The organism is Methanolobus vulcani (genome assembly GCF_006546655.1).
Classification (GTDB): Archaea; Halobacteriota; Methanosarcinia; order Methanosarcinales; family Methanosarcinaceae; genus Methanolobus; species Methanolobus vulcani_A.
Window position 1 is genome coordinate 124,348 of sequence record NZ_VIAQ01000020.1, and the last position, 21,867, is coordinate 146,214.

A 21,867-nucleotide genomic window follows, 5' to 3' on the forward strand; every position below is an offset into this window, starting at 1 on the left:
GTTGTGCTCGAAAGAGCATAACATGCATTCAGGTAAAATTTCAAGGAGAGGATCGGATGGTTAATAAAAAACATGTTATAGTATTCTCATTATTGATTTCTTGTATTCTGGTTCTGGGTTGTATTGATTCTACTGGTGATTCAACAGCTGATCAGGATACAGCAATTACAGATTCAGGTAGTTTAGATGAACAAACCAGTGAAGAAGCACTTCTGGTATACTGCGGTGCCGGAATGCGCAGGCCAATGGACGAGATAGGAGTTATGTTTGAAGAGGAATATGGTGTTCCTGTACAGTATAATTATGCAGGTTCCAACACACTCCTGACACAGATAGAACTTACAGGTGAAGGAGATGTCTACATGCCAGGTGCAACTTACTACTTTGAAGTAGCTGCAGAAAAAGGATTTGTAGATAATTTCAGCAAGGTTGTGTATCATATTCCAGTGATTATCACTCCACCGGATAATCCGGCAAATATCGATAGTCTTGATGACCTTGCAAATGATGATGTAAGCGTTGTACTTGGAGACTCGAAAGCAGCAGCAATCGGTGTTCTTTGTGAAAAGATGCTGACCAAGAAAGGTATATATAATGAAACCGAAGAGAACGTTGTCGCAAAAGGTGCAACAGTCAATGAACTTGTCACATACGTTTCACTTGGTCAGGCAGATGCCTCCATAGTATGGGAAGACCTTGTAAGGAATAATGATGAAGTGAATATGATTGAGATTTCAGAGGACGATAATCTCATAAAGATAGTGCCGATAGCAACTCTGACAACATCTGAAAACCCTGAAATAGCTGCTGAATTTGTAGACTTTGTAGTTTCAGATGAAGGTCGCAGTATCTTTGAGGAATATGGATTTACACTTTATCCGGACGAGGAGTATGCCTATTTAGAGGCATAACTAAGTCTACGGAACTTGTCAAAAACATAAAAAACGAAGCAGGGGTATTCAATGCAAAGAAATGGATTTAAATATGCAAATCTTTTTCTGATGCTCCTGCTTACTCTTTTCATTTTCACCCTGATATATGAGATAATTACTCACACAGATCCGGCCAGTCTTATCACAAATATAATCTCTTCCGAGATACAATTTGCAATACGCCTAAGCCTGCTGACATCTTTAATCTCTACTTTTATGTGCATACTGATAGCAATTCCTGTTTCATATTCACTTGCAAGATATGATTTTCATGGAAAAGCGTTGATAAATACACTTCTTGACCTGCCAATGGCATTACCGCCGATAGTTGCAGGACTTGGCTTGCTACTTATATTCGGTACAACCAGTGTTGGAAATTTTCTGGCTGATGCAGGTCTTAAATTCGTATTCACAGTACCTGGAATAATCATGGCGCAGTTTGCAGTGAACATCTCCCTGATGCTCAGGATCATGCGTTCAACTTTTGAAGGCATAAATCCAAGATACGAACATGTGGCACAAACGCTTGGTTGCACACCTTTTCAGGCTTTTATCAGAACAACACTTCCTCTTTCTAAGAATGGAATGATTGCAGGTTCTGTTATTACCTGGTCAAGAGGAATGGGGGAGTTCGGTGCGGTTTTAATGCTTGCAGGGGCTACAAGGATGAAGACCGAAACGTTGCCGATAGCGCTTTACCTGAACATGTCTTCCGGTGAACTTGACCTTGCAATTGCGGCTGCTACAATACTTATATTAATTTCCGGTATTACACTCTATTTATTCGAACGCAAGGGAGGAGTGGCAAAACTCTACTAGGCGGTGGAGTTTGTCGAATGGTGAATATGATAGAAGTAAGTGATCTTTCAATAGAACTAGGCGAGTTTGATCTTGAAAGCATAAACCTATGTGTAAAAGAAGGGGAATATTTCTGCATACTTGGTCCCACAGGTTCCGGTAAGACTATTCTTTTGGAGTCTATTGCAGGTATATACAAGCCGGATCTGGGTTCTATATTGATCAATAATCATGATGTAACCGATCTCCTTCCAAAAGACAGGAACATCAGTGTTGTCTATCAGGATTTCATGCTATTTCCCAATATGAATATTAGGGAAAACATAGGATTCGGGCTCAAGTATAAGGGTTTTGATAAATCTGAAATTGCGGAGAAGGTTGAAAGAACGGCAGAACAGCTTGGAATAGCTCATCTGCTTGACAGGCATCCTTCAACATTGAGTGGTGGGGAAAAGCAAAGAACGGCAATAGCACGGGCAATAATAACAGAACCCGATCTTCTTTTGCTGGATGAACCGCTATCTGCTCTTGATTCCGGAACAAAGAGCCGGCTTAGGCAGGAACTCTTAAGGATACATCACTTAAAGAAAACGACTACAATTCATGTAACTCACAGTTTTGAAGAAGCTTTTGCTCTTGCTGACAGAATAGCCATCATGTATGGTGGAAAGATTCACCAGATAGGTACTCCTGATGAAGTATTCAGGAAACCGAACTCTGCTTTTGTTGCTAACTTTGTTGGTGTTGAGAATCTTTTCCATGGAAACTCGGTCATCAGAGGTAATCTGTCAGAGATATGGGCTAATGGGCTGACTATAATTTCAAGCACGCTGAAATCAGGGGATGTGAGTGTTTCTATCAGGCCGGAGGACATTCTGATATCAAAGGACCCAATTGATTCAAGTGCGCAGAATTCATTCAGTGGTGTTCTTACTGAAATCTCCAGAATGAAGTCAACTGTCAATCTGGTGATAGATACGGGAATTCCTTTCAGGGCAGTGCTTACAAAAAGAGCATATGATGATATGGGTCTTTATGTTGGTTCATGGGTCTATCTGACTTTCAAGGCGTCAGCGACTCATATTATCTAAATCTTATTTATTGTTCCCGGCATCCATGTGTTTCTGGTAGCTTCTCAAAAATAATTGACAAACAAAGAACAATGCAACCACCCGCCGCAGGCAGCGCGCTCCATTGTTACTATCCTGAATACTATTGAAACAGTTCAGCTATTAAAAATTGCTGAGTTCAAAGTCGCATTTAGCAATTTTTCTACAGTGCCGTAGAAATAGAGTTAAAAAAGAAGTAAGTTGAAGTTACTTAAAGTAACTTCTTTCCGGCATCTTCGCCGCTCTTACACTCAAAGACATCTGTAATTGTCATTTTCATGAGCAACTTTGCAGGGAAGCGGTCACTCTTTGCTTTCACCATTGTGCGCATTGCCTCATATTCCTCTCCGCTGTCAACGACTTCAATGTCACCTTTGACCTGGAAGCATCCGTTGATCTCCGGTCCCCACACATAGATAGCAGCTTTTGGATTTGCCATGATGTTCTCTTTTGTTTTGAGGAAGTAGTTGTCCACGATCCAGATCGTCTCTAAATCTTCCTGAAGGAAGCACATTCCAATAGGAATTACATTTGGAACACCGTCTTTTGATGCGGTTGCCAGTGGGAAGATCTTCATCTTTTCAAACTCTGTTTTCATCTCATCTGATAATTTTACCATTGCTATTACCTCTGCATTTCAAAATAAAAAGTACAGTAATTGTACTCTTTAATCAAGCTTAAGCTTTTTCATTAGTGGTAGTGAAAGATGGAGGTGGTGTCTTGAGTATTTCCTATTCTGAATGGAAGGAAATGGGATTTTCTAAAGGGACATTGCATTACATGAAGAAAAATGCGAAAGGGAATAAACCGTTTACTCTTAATGCTCATGTGAGGGAACGGTTAGAGGTGTGGGATGGCGTAAAACGTTGAACAATATGCTTTTATAAGATAATTATAATTATTTTACGATGTATGGGTTTAATTAATTTAGATATATTTTATGAATTAACGGCTATTCATGAATATAACTCTGAAAGAAAAGGATTAACACAGCCTTTGATTAAACAATTTTTGTGCGAAAGCAATGACAACTTTAATATTTTTGAGAATATTGGGTCTAATTCGGTCTCTGATACACCCAATAACTCTGAAACTGAAATATTAAAAATGTTATTTCAACAACAAGATAACCTTATAACTTCCAATCTTAGCATAGAAAATGTTCTCAAGTACATATTTTTAAGATATGGTAGTTATGAAGATATTTTTCTTGAAAAATACAACATTTCTCTCCATGTGTTTGTGGCTATTTCTACGATTATATTTACTACTTACACGAATAGACTGTCTCAAAGTTCATGTCTTAAACCATATCAATTTACTACAAAAGAAGAGTACTTAAATAAAAATTTTATTGCTTTACCTGACGATGAATATATAGATGAATGGAAAAATACCTCTACATTTAATTATGATGAATTATTTGAAATAATTGTACAAACTGAAAAATTAGCTGAATTGACTTCCTCTTTAACTCGGGATGAATTCGATACATACTTAGAGCTATATGCATTTAATCTCGATAGAATTAAAACTGAACCAGATTTAAGGTTTCGGGAATATCCTCTTTTCTGTTATAAGGATAAAATTATCCTCATAAATCCACTAGCTTTAATCCAATATTTACCTCATAAAATGGATTATTTACTTCAAAAAACTAAAAAATATAGAGCATCGAAAGGTAAGGAATTTGAAAACATAATTTTTAACTTACTTGAAGAAATCCCTGCTAAAAAAATGATTTATGAGAATATTGAGTATGAAGAATTTGAACTTGATTGTCTGCTTAATTTAAGGCGATCAAGTTGGTTTATAGAATGTAAAAGTAGAAATATTTCTTCAGAGTCTCTAAAAGGAAAACGAAACAAAATACAAAAGGACATAAAAAGAGCAATAAAAGAAGGAATAGAACAAGGAGAGCGAGATATTGCATACAAAAACTCGAAAGATATGAAGAAATATGGGGTTAAAAATATTTGTGGGATTATTGTAGTAATTGAAGGTATTTTTCCAAATATTAGAGTAAAACCTTTGTTGCCTAATAATGCTTTAGACAACTGCAAGCATCCAGTATGTGTTTTCAATTATTTTGATCTCAGAACAATTTTGAATCAACCAGATGCACATTTATTTGAAGATTTTCTAATATGGAGGAGCCAAAAGAACATGCCAATTTGGGCACTCGATGAATGTGATTACTGGGCTTTCTATACAAGAATGAGAAATGATAAGCATCTTAAGGAGATGTTTAAGGAAGCGCAAGAGAAAAACGTTTTTGTACCTTATATTAGTGAACGTTTTAACGATAAAACTCATGTTTCTAAATTAATAATGGAAGACACTTAAGAAGTTAATCTGAAATCTATTCAGTCATTATTCTAATATCGTTGCGTTTTTTGGCTATTACTATTACCCATAAATCCTATGCTGGCATTCAGATTTGAACCAAATAAGCCATTTCAAAACAGCTTATCCAAAAAATACTGGTGAACCCTCAGATCATCGGTAAGTTCAGGATGGAATGCCAGTGCCAGAACATTTCCCTGTTCTGCAGCCACTATCATATCATCGATTTTAGCAAGGACTTTTACGTCTTTGCCTGCTTCAACGATTCCCGGTGCTCTGATGAAGACTGCATTGTATTGTGTGTCGAGGAATGGGAGTTCAAGTCCGATCTCAAAGGAATCACGCTGTCTTCCGAAGGCATTTCGGTTGACTTTTGTGTCCATGAGTCCTAAAAGGTGCTGGTGGGTTTTTGCTACCTGCTCGTCTCCGGCAGTTGCCAGAAGTATAAGACCGGCACAGGTTCCCATGATTGGTTTGCCTGCTGCGTTCATTTCTCTGATCTCATCGGCGATGCCTTCGCGCATGAGCAGTTTTCCAAGGGTTGTGCTTTCTCCGCCTGGAAGTACAAGTGCATCACATTCAGGAACAATTCCTTTGTGTTTGATAGTAACAACTTTTCCATTCTCTCCACGCTGCTTGAGGGCATTTTCAAGAGCTTCAACGTGTTCGGAAACATCTCCCTGAATAGCAATAACACCTAATTTCATATGATCACGTTTTAGTTAGTATATGTAAAGTTAGTATGAGTAAATAAAATAAATTAAAAATAAAAAAGAATTGTGGATGGGATTACCATCCGCGGGTCTGCAGGATATCAGATTCAGGAATTGAATCAACGCTGATTCCTTTCATTCCTGCACCAATGCCCTTGGATACTTCAGCAAGTACCTGTGGGTTATCATAGTTGTTTACAGCTTCAACGATTGCCTTTGCCATCTTCTCAGGGTTCTCTGACTTAAAGATTCCTGAACCGACAAAAACACCGTCAGCGCCCATGCGCATCATAAGAGCTGCATCTGCAGGTGTTGCAACACCGCCTGCTGCAAAGTTAACAACAGGGATACGCTGCATCTCTGCAGTTTCAAGCACAAGCTCGATAGGTGCTTCGATATGACGAGCAACTGCAATGAGTTCTTCCTTAGTCTTGCCTTTGAGTGAACGGACTTCACCCATAATCTGCTTCATGTGCTTGACAGCCTCGCTGACATCTCCGGTTCCTGCTTCACCCTTTGTACGGATCATTGCAGCACCTTCGTTGATTCTGCGGAGTGCTTCACCAAGGTTTCTTGCACCACATACGAAAGGAACTGTGAACTCAGTCTTGTCAATGTGGTACTTGTGGTCTGCAGGTGTGAGTACTTCTGACTCATCAACCATGTCAACACCAAGAGCTTCAAGGATCTCAGCTTCCACAAAGTGACCGATACGTGCTTTTCCCATAACAGGGATTGTAACAGCATCAATAATATCTGCGACAATCTTAGGGTCTGCCATCCTGGCAACTCCGCCCTCTTTCCTGATGTCTGCAGGGACAGCCTGAAGTGCCATAACCGCAACAGCACCAGCCTCTTCTGCGATCTTTGCCTGCTCAGGGTTCACGACGTCCATGATCACACCGCCTTTCTGCATCTTTGCAAAGCCGCGCTTGATAAGCTCGGTACCGTGTCTTAATTTCTCAAGTTCCATAATATCATCCTGAATTAATTTGTGAATATAGTTACTTTAGTTATTGATTTAATGCCTACCTACTCAGCCTACTAGATATAGTTAATGCTTAAAAACATTTACATTTACTCATCGTCAGGTCTGATCCGTGCTACTCCTACTACTTTATCGCTTGCACGCACATCCATGATTTTAACACCCTGGGTGTTCCTGCCCTGGACACGTACATCCTTCACAGGTATTCTGATGATAATACCTTCTGAGCTTGTGAGTATAACATCATCCTCTTCATGGACAGCCTTTACATTGATGACAGGTCCGTTACGCAGACTTGTAACTATGGTAATAACACCACGTCCACCTCTATGCATGGCTCTGTATTCATCAAACTTTGTCCTCTTACCAAAACCATTCTCGGTTATTGTAAGAAGTGCGCTGTTATCATCCACAATATCAAGGCTTACTACCATGTCACCTTCTTCAAGGTTCATTCCACGAACACCTTTGGCGCTGCGACCCATAACACGGACTTCTTCTTCAGGGAATCTGATAGCTTTTCCATGCTGGGATACCATTACCATTTCTCTGGAACCATCAGTAAGTGCAACGTTGACAAGTTCATCTCCCTCGACAAGGCTTATGGCAATTATTCCCTTCTTACGTGGGTTGCTGAAATCAGAAAGCTGACTCTTCTTTACAGTACCAGTACGGGTTGCCATGAACAGGAACTCATCTTCCTTGAACTCGCTTACAGGTATCATGGCTGTAACCAGTTCGCCTTCTCCAAGTTCAAGCAGATTCACAATGGCTTTACCACGGGACTGCCTGCTGCCTTCCGGAATCTCATATACCTTACGCCAGTGCACACGACCCTTGTTTGTGAAGAACATAAGATAATCATGTGTTGAAGCTACAAAGATATCAACCACGAAATCCTCATCCTTTGTATCCATTCCGATGACACCTTTTCCGCCTCTGTGCTGCTTGGAATATGTATCAACAGGAAGTCTCTTGATGTAGCCACTGTTAGTGATGGTCACAACCATCTCAGCTTCAGGAATGAGGTCTTCAGTTTCAAGTTCCTCAACTGAGGATTTAATAGCTGTTCTGCGCTCGTCACCGAAACGCTCTTTCAGGTCAGTGATTTCTTCCCTGATAATTCCATATTTCCTCTCATCACTTTCGATGATAGCTTTATACTCAGCAATCTGCTTGAGGAGTTCGTCAAATTCATCGTCGATCTTCTGTCTTTCAAGACCGGTGAGCTTCTGCAGGCGCATATCAAGGATAGCCTTTGCCTGTATCTCATCAAGACCGAATTTTGAAATGAGTCCTTCCTTTGCTTCATCAACATTTGCAGAAGAACGAATTAGTGAAATTACTTCATCAAGGTGGTCAAGGGCGATCTTGAGACCTTTGAGTATGTGGGCTCTGTCCTCTGCTTTTTTCAGCATGAACTGTGTACGTTTGAGGATAACGTCAATACGGTGATCCAGATAGATACGAAGTATCTGTTTCAGGTTCAACTCTTTTGGAACATCGTCCACAAGTGCGAGGTTAATAATACCAAAAGTTGTCTGCATCTGGGTGTGCTTGTACAACTGGTTAAGCACAACATTTGCATTTGTTCCGCGTGTCAGTTCCACAACAACCCTGATACCCTCACGGTCGGATTCATCACGAAGGTCGGAAACTCCTGTTACTTTCTTGTCCCTGACAAGACTTGCGATATCCTCAATGAGTTTTGCCTTGTTGACCTGATATGGAAGTTCGGAGACAACTATGCGGTACTTGTCCTTCTTCATCTCCTCTATCTCAGCAACAGCTCTGACCCGGACTCTTCCACGACCGGTCTCATAAGCTTCCCTGATTCCCTGTTTACCAAGTATGACACCACCGGTTGGGAAGTCCGGTCCCTTAACTACTGTCATAAGTTCAGGGATTGTCACATCAGGGTTATCGATCATCATCATGGTTGCATTGATAACCTCGGTAAGATTGTGAGGCGCCATGTTGGTTGCCATTCCCACAGCGATACCAGTTGACCCGTTAATAAGCAGGTTTGGCAGTTTTGCAGGAAGCACAACCGGTTCTTCAAGTGAACCATCATAATTAGGACGTGTTGCAATGGTCTCCTTATCGATATCCAGAAGCATCTCATCGCATATCTTATCCATGCGTACCTCAGTGTAACGCATGGCAGCAGCGGAGTCACCGTCAATTGAACCAAAGTTACCCTGTCCGTCTATGAACGGATATCTCAGGGAGAATTCCTGTACCATCCTGACAAGAGAATCATAAACAGCAGAATCACCATGTGGGTGGTACTTACCAAGAACGTCTCCCACTACACGGGCGGACTTTTTGTAAGCTTTGTCATGTGTGATTCCTGCCTCTTTCATGGCATAGAGAATTCTTCGGTGAACAGGTTTCAGACCGTCCTTTGCATCCGGCAGAGCACGGCTTACAATAACACTCATGGCATAATCCATGAATGAGTTCTTCATCTCGTCTTCAATAAGTATCGGAACTATTCTTTCTCCCGTATCAGTTGGCTGGATATCAAAGGTAAGTTCCTGCTGAGGATTTTTATCCTCATCGTCCTGAATATTATTATCATCAATATTATCTGCCATTTTTCCTCACCTCAGACATCCAGGTTCGCAACATCCTTTGCGTGTATGGTGATGAATTGTTTACGTGGCGCTACCTCATCTCCCATAAGAATTGTGAACATTTCATCTGCAGCAATCGCATCATCCATGGTAACCTGAAGAAGTGTTCTTGTCTCAGGGTTCATGGTGGTTTCCCAGAGCTGTTCAGGGTTCATTTCACCAAGACCCTTGTAACGCTGAATACCTACGCCCTTGTCACCAATTTCTTCCAGTTTTGCTGCCAGTTCACGGTCAGAATAAACATAATATTCTGCCTTGCCCTTTTTTATCTTGTAAAGAGGAGGCTGTGCAATGTACACATAACCTGCATCTATCATAGGTCGCATGTACCTGAAAAAGAGTGTAAGTATAAGTGTCCTGATATGCGCTCCGTCAACATCAGCATCAGTCATGATGATTACTTTATGGTAACGTGCTTTTTCAATATCATAATCATCGCCAATTCCGGTACCCATTGCAGTTATGAATGCAAGAATCTCATTATTTTTGAGGATTTTTGCCAGGCGTGCTTTTTCAACATTGAGTATTTTACCCCTGAGCGGAAGTATTGCCTGGAATTTCCTGTCTCTTCCCTGTTTCGCGGAACCTCCTGCAGATTCACCCTCCACCAAATATAATTCACTTACAGATGGATCTTTCTCGGAACAATCTGCCAGCTTTCCCGGAAGTGTGCTAACGTCAAGTGCGCTCTTTCTGCGTGTGAGTTCCCTTGCCTTCTTTGCTGCTTCCCTTGCACGCTGTGCATCCAGTGCTTTCTGAAGGATGGCAGTGGCAACTTTTGGGTTCTCTTCCATGTATTCAGAAAGACCTTCTGAAACCATGGACTCCACAATACCCTTTACTTCACTGTTACCAAGTTTAGTTTTGGTCTGTCCCTCAAACTGAGGTTCTGTGATCTTGACACTGATGATAGCTGTCAGACCTTCACGGATATCCTCTCCGGAAAGCTTTGCATCACCTTTTGCCAGGTTGTTCTTTTTTATGTAATCATTAGCAACCCTTGTGAGTGCCGCCTTAAATCCAACAAGGTGTGTACCGCCTTCATGAGTGTTGATGTTATTAACAAATGAGAAAACAGATTCGGCATAACTGTCCGTGTACTGCATTGAGATCTCAACAACGGCATCGTCTTTTGTTCTTTCAAAATAGATTGGTGTATCATGAAGTGAGTTCTTGTTGTGGTTCAGGTGTTCCACAAAAGAAATAATTCCGCCTTCGTACTCGAATTTTTCTTCGACCTTTTCTTCTCCGCGGTCATCAGATATGCTTATTTTTATTCCCTTGTTGAGGAATGCAAGCTCACGAAGCCTTGTTGCAAGTGTTTCATATACGAATTTAATGGTTTCGAAGATTTTTGAATCCGGCATGAAGGTTATTTTTGTGCCTGTACCGGAAGTTTCTCCAATTTCCAGTAGCTCATCCGTAGGAGTTCCACGTTCATAGCGCTGGTAGTATGTCTTCCCGTCACGCTGAACCTCAGCCTCCATCCATTCGGAAAGTGCATTCACAACTGAAACACCGACACCGTGCAGACCACCAGATACCTTGTAGGTGTTCTTATCAAACTTACCACCGGCGTGAAGAATAGTCATTACCACTTCAAGTGCGGATTTGTTGTATTTCGGATGCATTCCAACCGGAATACCTCGTCCGTTATCCTGAACGGTAATTGTCCCGTCATGATTTATCGATACATCTATCTGTGTACAATATCCGGCCAGTGCTTCATCGATACTGTTGTCCACCACTTCATAAACCAGGTGGTGAAGTCCCCTGCCATCGATACTTCCGATATACATGCTCGGGCGTTTGCGAACAGCTTCCAGCCCTTCAAGTACCTGAATATTGCTTGCATCATAAGCTTGTTTTTCACTCATTTAAATAACAGCTCCGTGAAAAATTCATAATCCTGATTAACAATGCTTGATTGATTCGTGTCTAAAACGTACACTAATTCGTCCCTCAAAATACAATCTAAGAAATATTTGTTTTAAATCTCTCGTTTCTTATTTTAACTTAAAACATCCGGCTCTTAGTATGCATTCATGCTTATTAAATGTTTATATAAAATTGCTTAAAAAAAGTAAAAATAGAAACTTAAAAATCAGTTTCTTGCTGTCATGTAGATATTTCCAAGAGGAATCAGGGTTGCAGCCAGGTAAATAAGTCCACCGATAACCGGAATAGCACTGGCAAGTAGCAGTACCAGAAGTCCGAAGGCCATTTCATTCATCGTCTTTGTACTTTTACCCATTTTACTTAGCAAATGACGTCCAATCCATATGGATGCGATTATCCTTGCAACATAAAGCATTACAAAGAGGGTTGTGAGCAGGATAAGTCCAAGTGGAATTCCTATGATTGTAACAAAGAGCAGAATTGTCAGTATACCAGCTACTATCAGAACTAGCAGTCCGGTAAGAAAAGCCATTCCTGGTGATTCAGAGGTTTTAGCAGCAATGTTCTCCATATATTCGGGCCATATTGCCAGTCCGATAAGACCTATAAGAACAAGACCGAGATATGAAATAAGTCCGCTTATCAGGGATGATACTATTCCTCCATCCTTGTGAGATTCCATTTCAGAGTAGTGAACATTATTTCCAACAACGCCTTCCTCTATCTTTGTTTCGGATTTGCTCCTATATTCAAGATTTCCAGATATGGAAGCATCAGGTGATATGTTTATTTCTTCTGCGTTCAGTTCTGCATCTCCGCCAATATTACCATGAATAGTGATTTCCTCGGCAGATGCTTTTACATTTCCACCAACGTGTCCCGAAATTGTGATTTCTCCCGAACCGGCTGAAAAGTCTCCGCCAATGTATCCGGTGTCAGCAAGTACAGTTTCACCGGCAAAGGAGATGACATCATCCTGCACTTCACCGTAAATAGCGAGTGTGCCTGATGCAACTCTAAGATCATCTCCGACCCTGCCGTTAATTTGCACATCGCCTGCTGCTACGATCAGGTCTTCTTCTATGTTCCCATTAATCTCAACCATGCCACCGGCAACGATTACATCACCATTTATCGTTCCATCAATTATGACGGTTCCGCCGGCAACTATCACATCATCATCAATTACTTCATCAATGACAACCGTGTCTCCACTTTCAATTGTGGTATATGCTGTAGCTGTATGGCTGAATAGCATAAAAGTAGCAACCAGCAGCATAATCTTGCATAAAACTTGTAAGCTAGTTTTCATTTTGCAGACTCCCCCATCTACAACTTAATTTAAGTGAGTATTTTAAAATTGTTTTTCATTGATTAAATGCTTATTCGGCTTCTTTGTAAAGTGTGATCGTATTGTTTCCCTCTGATCATTTGTAGATTTTTCCGTCTGTAATGTCACTGAAATAAATATTTCCTTCTGAATCAGCAGTAGGCCCTTCTGTGAATTGAAAACCACTTTGCACTAAGGTTAGTTCTGTTCCTGAAACTACAAAGTCTGCATTTTCTTCTGATATTTCCTGAGTTGCATTATCTGAAGATGTAGTTTATCAGTATCAGTCTGGTCTGTTAAGAAACTACTTACAGTAAAGACTATGAATACTATGGCGAGAATTGCAATTATGAGGAGATTGATGAAATCAATCATAAAACATTAGCATAAAAAGGTTAAATAATGCTAATGTAAATATTTCTTAAGTAGATCGTGATAATCTCTTCTGAACTCTTTGTTAAGCCATAGATTTTCCATTATTTCCATGTTTTTTAGATTAATGTTATCCCAAACAACATTGTTTATTTCCATCTCTTCAGTAAAAGGTGTTAATGATTCATTCAATTTCTTTGGGAAATCTGTATTGTATATATTCTTTGAATCAAATTGCATTAAACTGTTTTTTCGGGATAGATAATCCCAATCAATCGTTTTTTGTTCAACGTCGACTGAAGCAAGAAGATTATTCATTAGCATTTTATTTGAGTATTTGTTGCCTATAATTTTATACACATCACTTTCATGAACCTTTAACGTTTTTACAAGTTGCACTAAGCTATTTTCCATCTTTGCTATAGATGTAAGATATGTTTCAGTTATTTTGTCTATTGCTACTTCTGTTTCGTTAGGTGGAATTATTGTTCCAACCAAAAATGCACCCGTTGTTAGGTATAAACTCATTAGCAATTCCAAGTAAGCATCTTCAAAAGCTATTATATCTGGCTCAATTTCATCGGCAAAAGCAGGTTTTAACTTATGAGTATCGTCTAAGTCCATTACATATTTTAGAATGTATTTTAGATAACCAATATACTGAAACATTCCTGAAAACATGTTAATTCTATTTGTTTTCTAATTAAAAAAGATTTGGCTTATTTGAAGAAAAAAGCAAAGGAAGAGGTTTTGAATTTTAGCGCAGGAATGTGATGAAGATAATTAGGTGTTTGTTCCACATTTATTAGCTTCTCTAATCTGCCTAGATTTCATTTCTTTTGAAACTAATTGATGAACAAATTTTTCATATATCATATTTTTTGATTGATTCTGTTTTTCTACAACACGCAAAAACAGTCTTTCAAAATCTCTCTCAAAAGTAGGAGTTGATACAGCAAGGTCATGTATCATTTGTGATAAATCCTTGAATATTAAGTATCTAAAGTTTATTTTCAGATAATTCTCATCATTTACTTTAGATGTCAAAATATTATCATATTCAATTGAATCCCTATCAAAAGAATGTATCCATTGACCATGGGCTAATTTATTTCTTATATCTGCGGAATATTTTAAGTGGTCAGTAATAATATCCATCAATGCATTTAAACGAGCCTCATTTTCTGGGTCGGTACCAGTATTTGGAAAGCTTTTATCATATGCTTTTTTCAATGTTTGTTTCCATTTATTTTCAAGTGAATTTTTTGTTATATTTTTGATTTCAACATCACTAAATGCATTTGATTCATTGAGAAGTTTAATGATTCGCACTTCAGTCCAAGAATTAATCAAAAAAGCTAAAATACGTGTATAAATATCGACATTTTGTTGATCTTGCTTTCGAATAGATTGCTTTAATGAGACTTCTATTGAAGAGATTGCTGTTTCTATCATTTTAAGATTATCACAATGTTTGTCGTAATATGAACCCAAAAAACCACCTCAATAAAAAAGTGAATAGAAGAGGGAATCGAACCCTCAAAATCTCTCACTCGTGAGAGTGAGTGTGTTTTCCTTTACACCAGTCTAGGACTTTCTAATATAATCTTATGTTATTTAAATATTTTTAAAATCCAAAAAAGAAATAACAATCCTAGGAAAATCATCTTGAATAGTATTTACTTTCAACTTGAAATAAATTTGCGTATGAAATATAGATAATCTTTTATTAGATGCTTATATCATGGTTGTGTGAATTAGGCACACAAACCTATGCCTAAAATCAGAGATAACTATATCCCCTAATCTTTTTCCAAACCCGGGTGATTCGGACTAATATCCATCACTTGCCCATTTAATTCCTGCGTCACCCTGTCCAGCATGTTATCAATCTCTTCCGTTTCCTCTTCATTGATCATAGAAGAATAGATATTTTTGATACTCACAAGGCTGGCAGCCGACAGAGCCAGTAAAATGGATAGCACATCAACAGTAACTTCTTCGCGGTAATCAAAATCACCGATTGCTCTTTTTATACCAGGGTGAGCCGCATTGGAGATGAGTATATAAAAACCATCAACCTGTTTTTTCTTCTCTCCTGTGTATAATAATTGGCGTATTCTTGCAGGTCTGAGCCAGTGATGTTTGTTCTTTAGCTCTTTTTCTTCCGTCTCTGTGAGTGTGCCTAACTGCTGCTTGTAGAAAATATATGCTTCTCTGTCAGTCAGTTGAAGCAAATACATCTGGGTAATTCCTTCAAAAACGGTTCTTAAATTCAGGTAAGTAGAATTATTCAGACCAATACATGCTAGTTTGTAGGCTGCGATCAAATTATGGTTGTTACGCTCAAATAGTACAGGTATAATGGATTTAGGATCATCGGGACGTTTACTGGTTCTTTTAACCTCATCACGAAATCCGGCATTCAGAACTGTTGTAAGATAGAATAACAATTCTATGGAATCTTGAAATATAGCCAGTTTGGCGGCGTGTTCGCTGAAGATGATATCTTTCCTGTAGGAAAAGATAGATTCAATATCGTTATAGTCACGCCTATTTTTACCGGTGTGCATTGTCATTCTCTTTTATTTGATTGGTTTTACAATATATATGGAATGTATTAGCTAAGAGTTATTTTAGAACCTGTTAGTGACTGCTCTCATGTCTAAAGAACGTGGGCTTCTACGGATTCGATACCGACAGATTGCAATCCCAATCTGAGAATGTTGATAGCGGCATTGTGGTCACGGTCTAAAACCAGACCACAGCTATTACATTCGTGTGTTCTATCTGCTAATGTTTTTTCAACTAACAGACCACACCTTGAACACATCTTAGAAGTATTCGCAGGATTAACCAATGCAACTAAAGAACCAGCACTTTCAGCCTTGTATTTTGTTGCAGAGATTAACATATTCCATGCGGCATCAGATATGCTTTTTGCGAGACAATGATTTTTAAGCATGTTCTTGATGTTTAAATCTTCAAAAGCTATGAAGGAATAATCATCTACTAACCGTTTGCTTAATCGATGTATGAAATCATATCGCTTGTTTGCTATTCTTTCATGTACTCTTTGTACTACACGGATAGCTTTTTTGCGTTCAGGGGAACCCTTTGTGGCTTTGGATAATTTACGTTGAGCCTTTGCGAGTTCCTTTTCTTCCTTACGGAAAAATCGAGGGTTGTAAATAGCTGTTCCATCTGATAGGGTTGCGAAACTGGATAAACCCATATCGATACCTACAACATGTTCCATATTTCTCTCAGGGATTTCTATATCTTCACATTCTGTTGTTAAGGAAACGTACCATTTTTTACATGCAGAACGTCTTACGATGATTCTTTTAATGTCACCTTCAACTTCTCGATGTACTTTTACACGGACATTCCCGATTTTAGAGAGATATAGAAAATTATCTTCGAGTTTAAAGCCCATCTGAGGATATGTGAAACTATCGTACCACCCCTTACCTTTGAAACGAGGGTATCCGGGTTTTTCTCCGTTCCTCACACGTCTGAAAAAGTGCTTGAATGCAAGGTCTACTCTTTCCTGTACTTCTTGAAGGGTTTGGGAAAACACTTCTTTATATTCAGGTTTCTCTTTTTTCCATTCAGGTAGTAGTTTATTGAGAGTATACTTTGAAAGTGTCTCGCCTCTTTCCTCATAAGCAGTTTTTCGTTCTGCTAATGTGCGATTATACACTTGTCTGCATAATTCCAAGCTACGCTCCATCTGTTTTTGTTGTGGTTTAGTAGGATAGATACGAAACTTGTATGTTTTACGCATTATATCATATTATATTATATTTGCTTAAAAAGGTTATGTTAGTATTGATTATCTAAGAAGTGGGGTACGATTCATCCCACAGCTAAAGCAATGGGCTTTCTCTACCCCTACACCCCGTTAGTCGTAAAAAAGGTTAACACATGGGTAGTACTGTTTACTATAAGAATGAATACCTCAGAACTCCTTTCTAAGCTGCAAAAAGATAGCAGAAGCATCAGTAATGCAGACATTAGTCTTGCAAGAGCTTTTGCCATGGAAGCTGTGGAACATGTTCCTGAACCATACAAAACAATCTATTCCTCGGACTATTTTGTCTATCTCTATGAGAGTTTTCTGGAAATTAAACAACTCAGGCCTCATGAAATTATAATTCAGGAAATTGATCCGGCAGACTATGAAGCAGCTCTTTACAGCATCAAAGAGAAAACAGATTCAGTTGACCGGAAAAAAGATGCTATGAACCGGTTTATCAGTATCGTTCACATTTACCTGACTTTCATCGTCAAAAAACCACTGCATCCAGTGGGGATGGTATTTCCCGGAGGACTGAAGATCACTGAGGATGGCACTTTTTATTATTGTCCGGTTAAGGACAAACAGTCAGAAACCGGTATTTCTTTTTGTGAGTTCTGTATCTGTAAGGACAGCGAAGAACAGAAATGAACAGAAATGAACAGAAATAATAAATTGAATAGCTTGAATAGCTTGAATGATCCCGGAGGGCACGGCGAAGCCGGCGTTTTCCAAAATTACTAAACAAAATATCTGCAAATTCCCGACTTTTTCGTATACCATCCGTATGGAATCATAGGAATGTGCCGCTTTCGGCAGATGGTTACTTTGTTTTTAGATCAAGATTGTTTTTGCTTCACTAAAAACAAAAAATAGGAGGTAGACCTGAATTATCAGGAAAGATATTCAGGCTTTAAATGACAGTGCTTTTGTCGGACATGCTGTAATGCATCTTCCGCACTTGATACAGTCAGGTTTTGGACCATTTGTATGTACATCGAGCTGCATCGGACAGATCTTCTCGCACTTGTTACAGCTAATACATTTTGATTCATCAGTCTGGAGCTGATACTTCTTTCCGCCTATCAGGTTCTGTACGGTTCCCATTGGGCAGAAAGTACACCATGTGCGTGGGCTGATGGCGGTTCCTGTAACCAGTGCAATTGTAGTTGTTACAAGACACATTATGACAAAGACCATGCCTATCTGGTTAACAAGTCCGTGGGTGCTCAGGAGTCTGTAGCCCATAAATCCCATCATAAGCATGAATATAGGGACTCTGACCCAGTAGCTTCTAAGTATTTTAGGTATTTTATGGCCACGCGTTATTTTCCCCACCCAGAAGTCATTAAAACTTCCTCTGGGGCAAAGGTTTCCGCAGAACCATCTTCCACGGGAAATACTCGTTATAAGCAGTGTTGCAAACACAAGCAGCAGGAAATATCCCAGAAGTGGGAACCATAGTCCTGCAATGGATACGATAACGACAAGGATTCCAAGATATGGAGTAATTTTCAGCACAATTTCACCTTTTTTCTTATAATTACAATGTTTTTCAAGTATCTTGTAGCAGTTTTTAGGAGGGTTTAGGAGTATTACTGGTTCTCGTCAGCCCATGACTGCAATTCGCTGTCCACTCTCTTGACCCAGTTATTGACAACCTCCATGATCAGTTCATGAATGTCCTTCTTGCTGCGAATCTTATACACAAAGAAGTATCCGCCGCCGTCCATATTATTCTGGGAACGAATGAGTATCTTTCTTTCGTAGAGTTTCTTAACACTTCTCTGGACAGTCGAAAGGTTAAGTTCGAGTTCTTCTGCTATCTTTTCTGTAGTAAGCCAGTCCTGTCCGTATTGCAGGAAATACTTCAAAATCTGTAGTTCGGCTTTAGTCAGGTTCAATCCGCATTTTATTACAGCTTCGATCTCAAACTCTTTACAGGCAAAGTCAACCATTTGATACCTCCATTTATTAACAGTACTGCATTAAAGTAACAGCCATATATAAGGAGTTTCAAGTACTGAAAAAAAAGGCAAAAAAATAGAAGTACTACAAAAATAGTTGAAATGGGTTTTTACTGACACCCACCTATCATCCGGTTGATCTCACCACTGCCAATGATGCCGATTATCCGGTTATCGTCATTAACCACCGGAAGAGCGGAGATGAAATTCTGCTCCATCTTCTTTGCAGCACTTTCAATATCCTCATCTCCTTTTGCCGTGATAACATCCCTGACCATAATCTTGTCCAGGGATGTACATTTCAAGGCAACAGCTTTTGAAATATCCCATGAAGTTATTATTCCGATAAGCTCGTTTTCATCATCAACAACCGGTAGGTGCGTGATACCATTTTCAAACATGACCTGTGCGGTTTCTTCAATGCTAAGCTCATTTCTGATTGTCTTGATCTCTCTTTTCATTATGTCAGAAACAAGTGTATGGGAAAGGAAGTTACCGATAATATAACCTAATTGTCCCGATTCCAGCAGGAAAGCATCATGCCCGTAATTGGATTCTATTTCCCTATAGGTTACATCAATATCATTGGCAGTCAACGCGGAAACAACTTCTTTTGACTGGTAAGGCGGGTAAAGCCAGTCAGAGCTTACTGCTACGACCAGGAACTTTGCCTTTGCATTTTTCATTCCTTCAATCAAGGAACCATTCACTGCAAGGTCAAAGTAGTCCAGTGCTTTTGTAATATAAAGATAGGAATTAGCATCAAATCTCTTCGTAAATGACTGTCCCTGATAATGCAGATAACTCTCAACCTGGAAATCAAAATCAAGATTGTAATCCAGTTTTTGCTTATCCTGAAGTCTCCTTCCGAATTTCTGGTGCATGGAGTCATCACTAAGATAGGTTATATGTCCTATCATCCGTGCCAGTGCAAGCCCGTGAATAGGCCCGCTACCGGAGTAATAATCCCCATTGTTCCAGTCAGGATCAGAGAGTATTGCCATTCTTCCAACCTCACTGAATGCTATTTGTTGAGGTGATGAACGTGCCGTACTTGCAATAACAATTGCCTTGCTCAAGCTGCCAGGATATGTCACAGACCACTGGAGGACCTGAGTTCCTCCCATAGAACCTCCGATAACAGCAAAGAGTTTTTTTATGCCAAGGTGGTCAACAAGTTCTTTCTGAGCCTTCACCATGTCCTTTATTGTTATGAATGGGAATGTAGTTCCGTATTCTTTCCCGGTTTCAGGATTTATAGAGGATGGTCCTGTCGAGCCTTTACATCCTCCCAGTACATTGGAACAAATAACAAAATACCTATCAGTATCAATGGTCCTTCCGGGACCTATCAATGTATCCCACCATCCGGCTTTGCTTTCACCGCTATGCAGCCCTGCTGCATGCGCATCACCTGTTAGTGCATGACAGATAAGAATTGCATTGCTCTTTTCAGGGTTCAGCTTTCCGTAGGTCTCATAAGCTATATTGACATTCTTCAGCTTTTTCCCACTATCAAGCACCAGTTCTCCCGGGAGATTGAAGACCTCAGTCTCCACTATTCCTATAGATTCTTTCTTCATAGTTCCTGAGATCTTTTTAGTGCCTGGTCGATATCAGCTATCAGGTCTTCCACATCTTCAAGTCCCACGGACATGCGGATGAAATCATCTGTAACTCCGGTTGCCAGCTTTTCATCGGTTGTCAATTGCTGATGTGTTGTAGATGCAGGATGAATGACAAGTGTCTTCGCATCACCGATGTTTGCAAGATGTGACAGTAGTTCCACACCGTCAATGAACTTCTTTCCTGCTTCAAGACCGCCTTTGATTCCAAACCCAAGGATTGCACCATACTTTCCTTTCAGGTATTTTGTTGCAAGTTCATGGCTAGGATGGTCTTTAAGTCCTGGATAGTTCACCCATTCAACAGCAGGATGCTTGTTCAGAAACTCAGCAACTTTGAGTGCATTGCTACTGTGTCTTTCAACCCTGAGCGGAAGTGTCTCAAGTCCCTGCAAGAGCAGGAATGAATTGAAAGGACTAAGTGCAGGTCCAAGGTCACGCAGCAGGTGAACTCTCATCTTGGTTATGAATGCAATGTTACCAAGTTCAGGAACATCCCCGAATGCTTCCCAGTATTTAAGTCCGTGATAACCCGGGTCAGGTTCTGTTAGTCCCTGGAACTTCCCGTTGTCCCAGTTGAATTTGCCGGAATCTACAATAATTCCGCCTATTGTTGTTCCATGTCCTCCGAGGAACTTGGTTGCAGAGAGAACGACAATATCAGCACCAAGGTCAATTGGTTTAACAATTCCAATTCCCACTGTGTTGTCAACTATAAGTGGAATTCCTGCTTCATGTGCTATCTTTGAGATTTCCTCCAGATTTGGAACATCAAGTTTGGGATTTCCTATTATCTCTGTGTAGATTGCCTTTGTCTTCTCCGTAATGGCTTTCCTGAATTCTTCAGGTTTTGTAGAGTCAGCAAAGACTACTTTCCTTGCCAGATTCCTAAATGTATTGTTGAATAACTGGTATGTTCCACCGTAGAGATTGTCGGCTGCAACTATTTCATCGCCCGGACCGGTCACACCAAGTGTTGCAAGAGTGATGGCGGACATTCCAGAGGAAACTGCAAGTGCACCTGTGCCGCCTTCAATGGCAGCAACTCTCTTTTCAAGCACATCGGTGGTAGGGTTCATTAGCCTGGTATAGATGTTACCGGATTCCTTCAGTCCGAAGAGATTGGCTGCATGTTCTGCGTCCTTGAATGTGTACGATGCTGTCTGGTAGATTGGTACTGCACGCGACCCGGTTACAGGATCAGGTTCCTGGCCTGCATGTAAAGCCAGTGTATTTGGTCCATAGTTTCTTTTGTCCATCTTATTTCCTCTGGATTTTGTAGTGTGCTTTAGTTTTGCACTATTTTGTGATATATGCAATGTTATATATAGCTATGCATAATCCACT

19 protein-coding genes are annotated in these 21,867 nt (G+C 39.8%); 5 read left to right on the plus strand and 14 right to left on the minus strand.

The window, feature by feature from the left end; translation table 11 throughout:
* The first annotated feature begins 56 nt into the window (after nt 1-56).
* Genes modA through FKV42_RS13475 form a run of 3 tightly spaced genes read left to right on the plus strand, consistent with a single transcriptional unit; the run spans nt 57 to nt 2,821 of the window.
* A complete protein-coding gene (modA, locus tag FKV42_RS13465) occupies nt 57-911 on the plus strand; it encodes a molybdate ABC transporter substrate-binding protein (RefSeq protein WP_154810814.1) in 855 nt (284 codons plus the stop codon).
* A gap of 51 nt (nt 912-962) precedes the next feature.
* Complete coding sequence (locus FKV42_RS13470; RefSeq protein WP_154810815.1) at nt 963-1,751, plus strand: ABC transporter permease; 789 nt, start codon at nt 963-965, stop codon at nt 1,749-1,751.
* A 17-nt stretch (nt 1,752-1,768) separates the two neighbouring features.
* Nucleotides 1,769-2,821, plus strand: coding sequence for an ATP-binding cassette domain-containing protein (locus FKV42_RS13475; protein ID WP_230375724.1), 1,053 nt, complete (start codon nt 1,769-1,771; stop codon nt 2,819-2,821).
* A 229-nt stretch (nt 2,822-3,050) separates the two neighbouring features.
* Here the strand turns inward: FKV42_RS13475 and FKV42_RS13480 are convergent, their stop codons facing one another.
* A complete protein-coding gene (locus FKV42_RS13480) occupies nt 3,051-3,458 on the minus strand; it encodes a pyridoxamine 5'-phosphate oxidase family protein (protein WP_154810816.1) in 408 nt (135 codons plus the stop codon).
* 293 nt (nt 3,459-3,751) lie between these two features.
* Here FKV42_RS13480 and FKV42_RS13485 point away from each other — a divergent pair, with 293 nt between their 5' ends.
* A complete protein-coding gene (locus FKV42_RS13485) occupies nt 3,752-5,185 on the plus strand; it encodes a hypothetical protein (protein WP_154810817.1) in 1,434 nt (477 codons plus the stop codon).
* A 113-nt stretch (nt 5,186-5,298) separates the two neighbouring features.
* Here the strand turns inward: FKV42_RS13485 and pdxT are convergent, their stop codons facing one another.
* The 9 genes from pdxT to FKV42_RS13530 form a co-directional block, all read right to left on the minus strand.
* Nucleotides 5,299-5,892: a pyridoxal 5'-phosphate synthase glutaminase subunit PdxT gene (gene pdxT / locus FKV42_RS13490; RefSeq protein WP_154810818.1), complete on the minus strand. Its 594-nt coding sequence runs from the start codon at nt 5,890-5,892 to the stop codon at nt 5,299-5,301.
* Nucleotides 5,893-5,974: 82 nt separating this feature from the next.
* Nucleotides 5,975-6,871 carry a pyridoxal 5'-phosphate synthase lyase subunit PdxS gene (gene pdxS, locus FKV42_RS13495; protein WP_154810819.1) on the minus strand — a complete coding sequence of 299 codons (897 nt, stop codon included), beginning with the start codon at nt 6,869-6,871 and terminating at the stop codon, nt 5,975-5,977.
* Between the two features lie 104 nt (nt 6,872-6,975).
* Entirely contained in the window at nt 6,976-9,486 is a 2,511-nt protein-coding gene (gene gyrA / locus FKV42_RS13500; protein ID WP_154810820.1) for a DNA gyrase subunit A, read from the minus strand.
* An 11-nt stretch (nt 9,487-9,497) separates the two neighbouring features.
* Nucleotides 9,498-11,402: a DNA topoisomerase (ATP-hydrolyzing) subunit B gene (gene gyrB / locus FKV42_RS13505; protein ID WP_154810821.1), complete on the minus strand. Its 1,905-nt coding sequence runs from the start codon at nt 11,400-11,402 to the stop codon at nt 9,498-9,500.
* A gap of 227 nt (nt 11,403-11,629) precedes the next feature.
* Nucleotides 11,630-12,736: a bactofilin family protein gene (locus FKV42_RS13510; RefSeq protein ID WP_154810822.1), complete on the minus strand. Its 1,107-nt coding sequence runs from the start codon at nt 12,734-12,736 to the stop codon at nt 11,630-11,632.
* Nucleotides 12,737-13,159: 423 nt separating this feature from the next.
* Nucleotides 13,160-13,807, minus strand: a complete 648-nt coding sequence (locus FKV42_RS13515) for a hypothetical protein (protein WP_154810823.1) — start codon at nt 13,805-13,807, stop codon at nt 13,160-13,162.
* A 102-nt stretch (nt 13,808-13,909) separates the two neighbouring features.
* Complete coding sequence (locus FKV42_RS13520) at nt 13,910-14,620, minus strand: hypothetical protein (protein WP_196214146.1); 711 nt, start codon at nt 14,618-14,620, stop codon at nt 13,910-13,912.
* A gap of 308 nt (nt 14,621-14,928) precedes the next feature.
* Complete coding sequence (locus tag FKV42_RS13525) at nt 14,929-15,705, minus strand: hypothetical protein (protein ID WP_154810825.1); 777 nt, start codon at nt 15,703-15,705, stop codon at nt 14,929-14,931.
* An 86-nt stretch (nt 15,706-15,791) separates the two neighbouring features.
* Nucleotides 15,792-16,916, minus strand: coding sequence for an RNA-guided endonuclease InsQ/TnpB family protein (locus tag FKV42_RS13530; RefSeq protein WP_154810826.1), 1,125 nt, complete (start codon nt 16,914-16,916; stop codon nt 15,792-15,794).
* A 165-nt stretch (nt 16,917-17,081) separates the two neighbouring features.
* On the opposite strand from FKV42_RS13530, the gene FKV42_RS13535 reads away from it, so the two are divergent.
* Complete coding sequence (locus FKV42_RS13535) at nt 17,082-17,579, plus strand: DUF2115 domain-containing protein (RefSeq protein ID WP_196214147.1); 498 nt, start codon at nt 17,082-17,084, stop codon at nt 17,577-17,579.
* A gap of 255 nt (nt 17,580-17,834) precedes the next feature.
* Here FKV42_RS13535 and FKV42_RS13540 read toward each other — a convergent pair whose 3' ends face one another.
* The 4 genes from FKV42_RS13540 to FKV42_RS13555 all read right to left on the minus strand — a co-directional run bounded on the left by FKV42_RS13540 (nt 17,835) and on the right by FKV42_RS13555 (nt 21,779).
* Entirely contained in the window at nt 17,835-18,449 is a 615-nt protein-coding gene (locus tag FKV42_RS13540; RefSeq protein WP_154810828.1) for a 4Fe-4S binding protein, read from the minus strand.
* A 74-nt stretch (nt 18,450-18,523) separates the two neighbouring features.
* Nucleotides 18,524-18,886, minus strand: coding sequence for an HTH domain-containing protein (locus FKV42_RS13545; protein ID WP_154810829.1), 363 nt, complete (start codon nt 18,884-18,886; stop codon nt 18,524-18,526).
* 119 nt (nt 18,887-19,005) lie between these two features.
* On the minus strand, nt 19,006-20,478 hold the full coding sequence (gene metX / locus FKV42_RS13550; RefSeq protein WP_154810830.1) for a homoserine O-acetyltransferase MetX: 1,473 nt from the start codon (nt 20,476-20,478) through the stop codon (nt 19,006-19,008).
* Nucleotides 20,475-21,779 carry an O-acetylhomoserine aminocarboxypropyltransferase/cysteine synthase family protein gene (locus FKV42_RS13555; RefSeq protein WP_154810831.1) on the minus strand — a complete coding sequence of 435 codons (1,305 nt, stop codon included), beginning with the start codon at nt 21,777-21,779 and terminating at the stop codon, nt 20,475-20,477. Before FKV42_RS13555 ends, metX begins: the two co-directional genes overlap by 4 nt.
* Nucleotides 21,780-21,867: the final 88 nt, after the last annotated feature.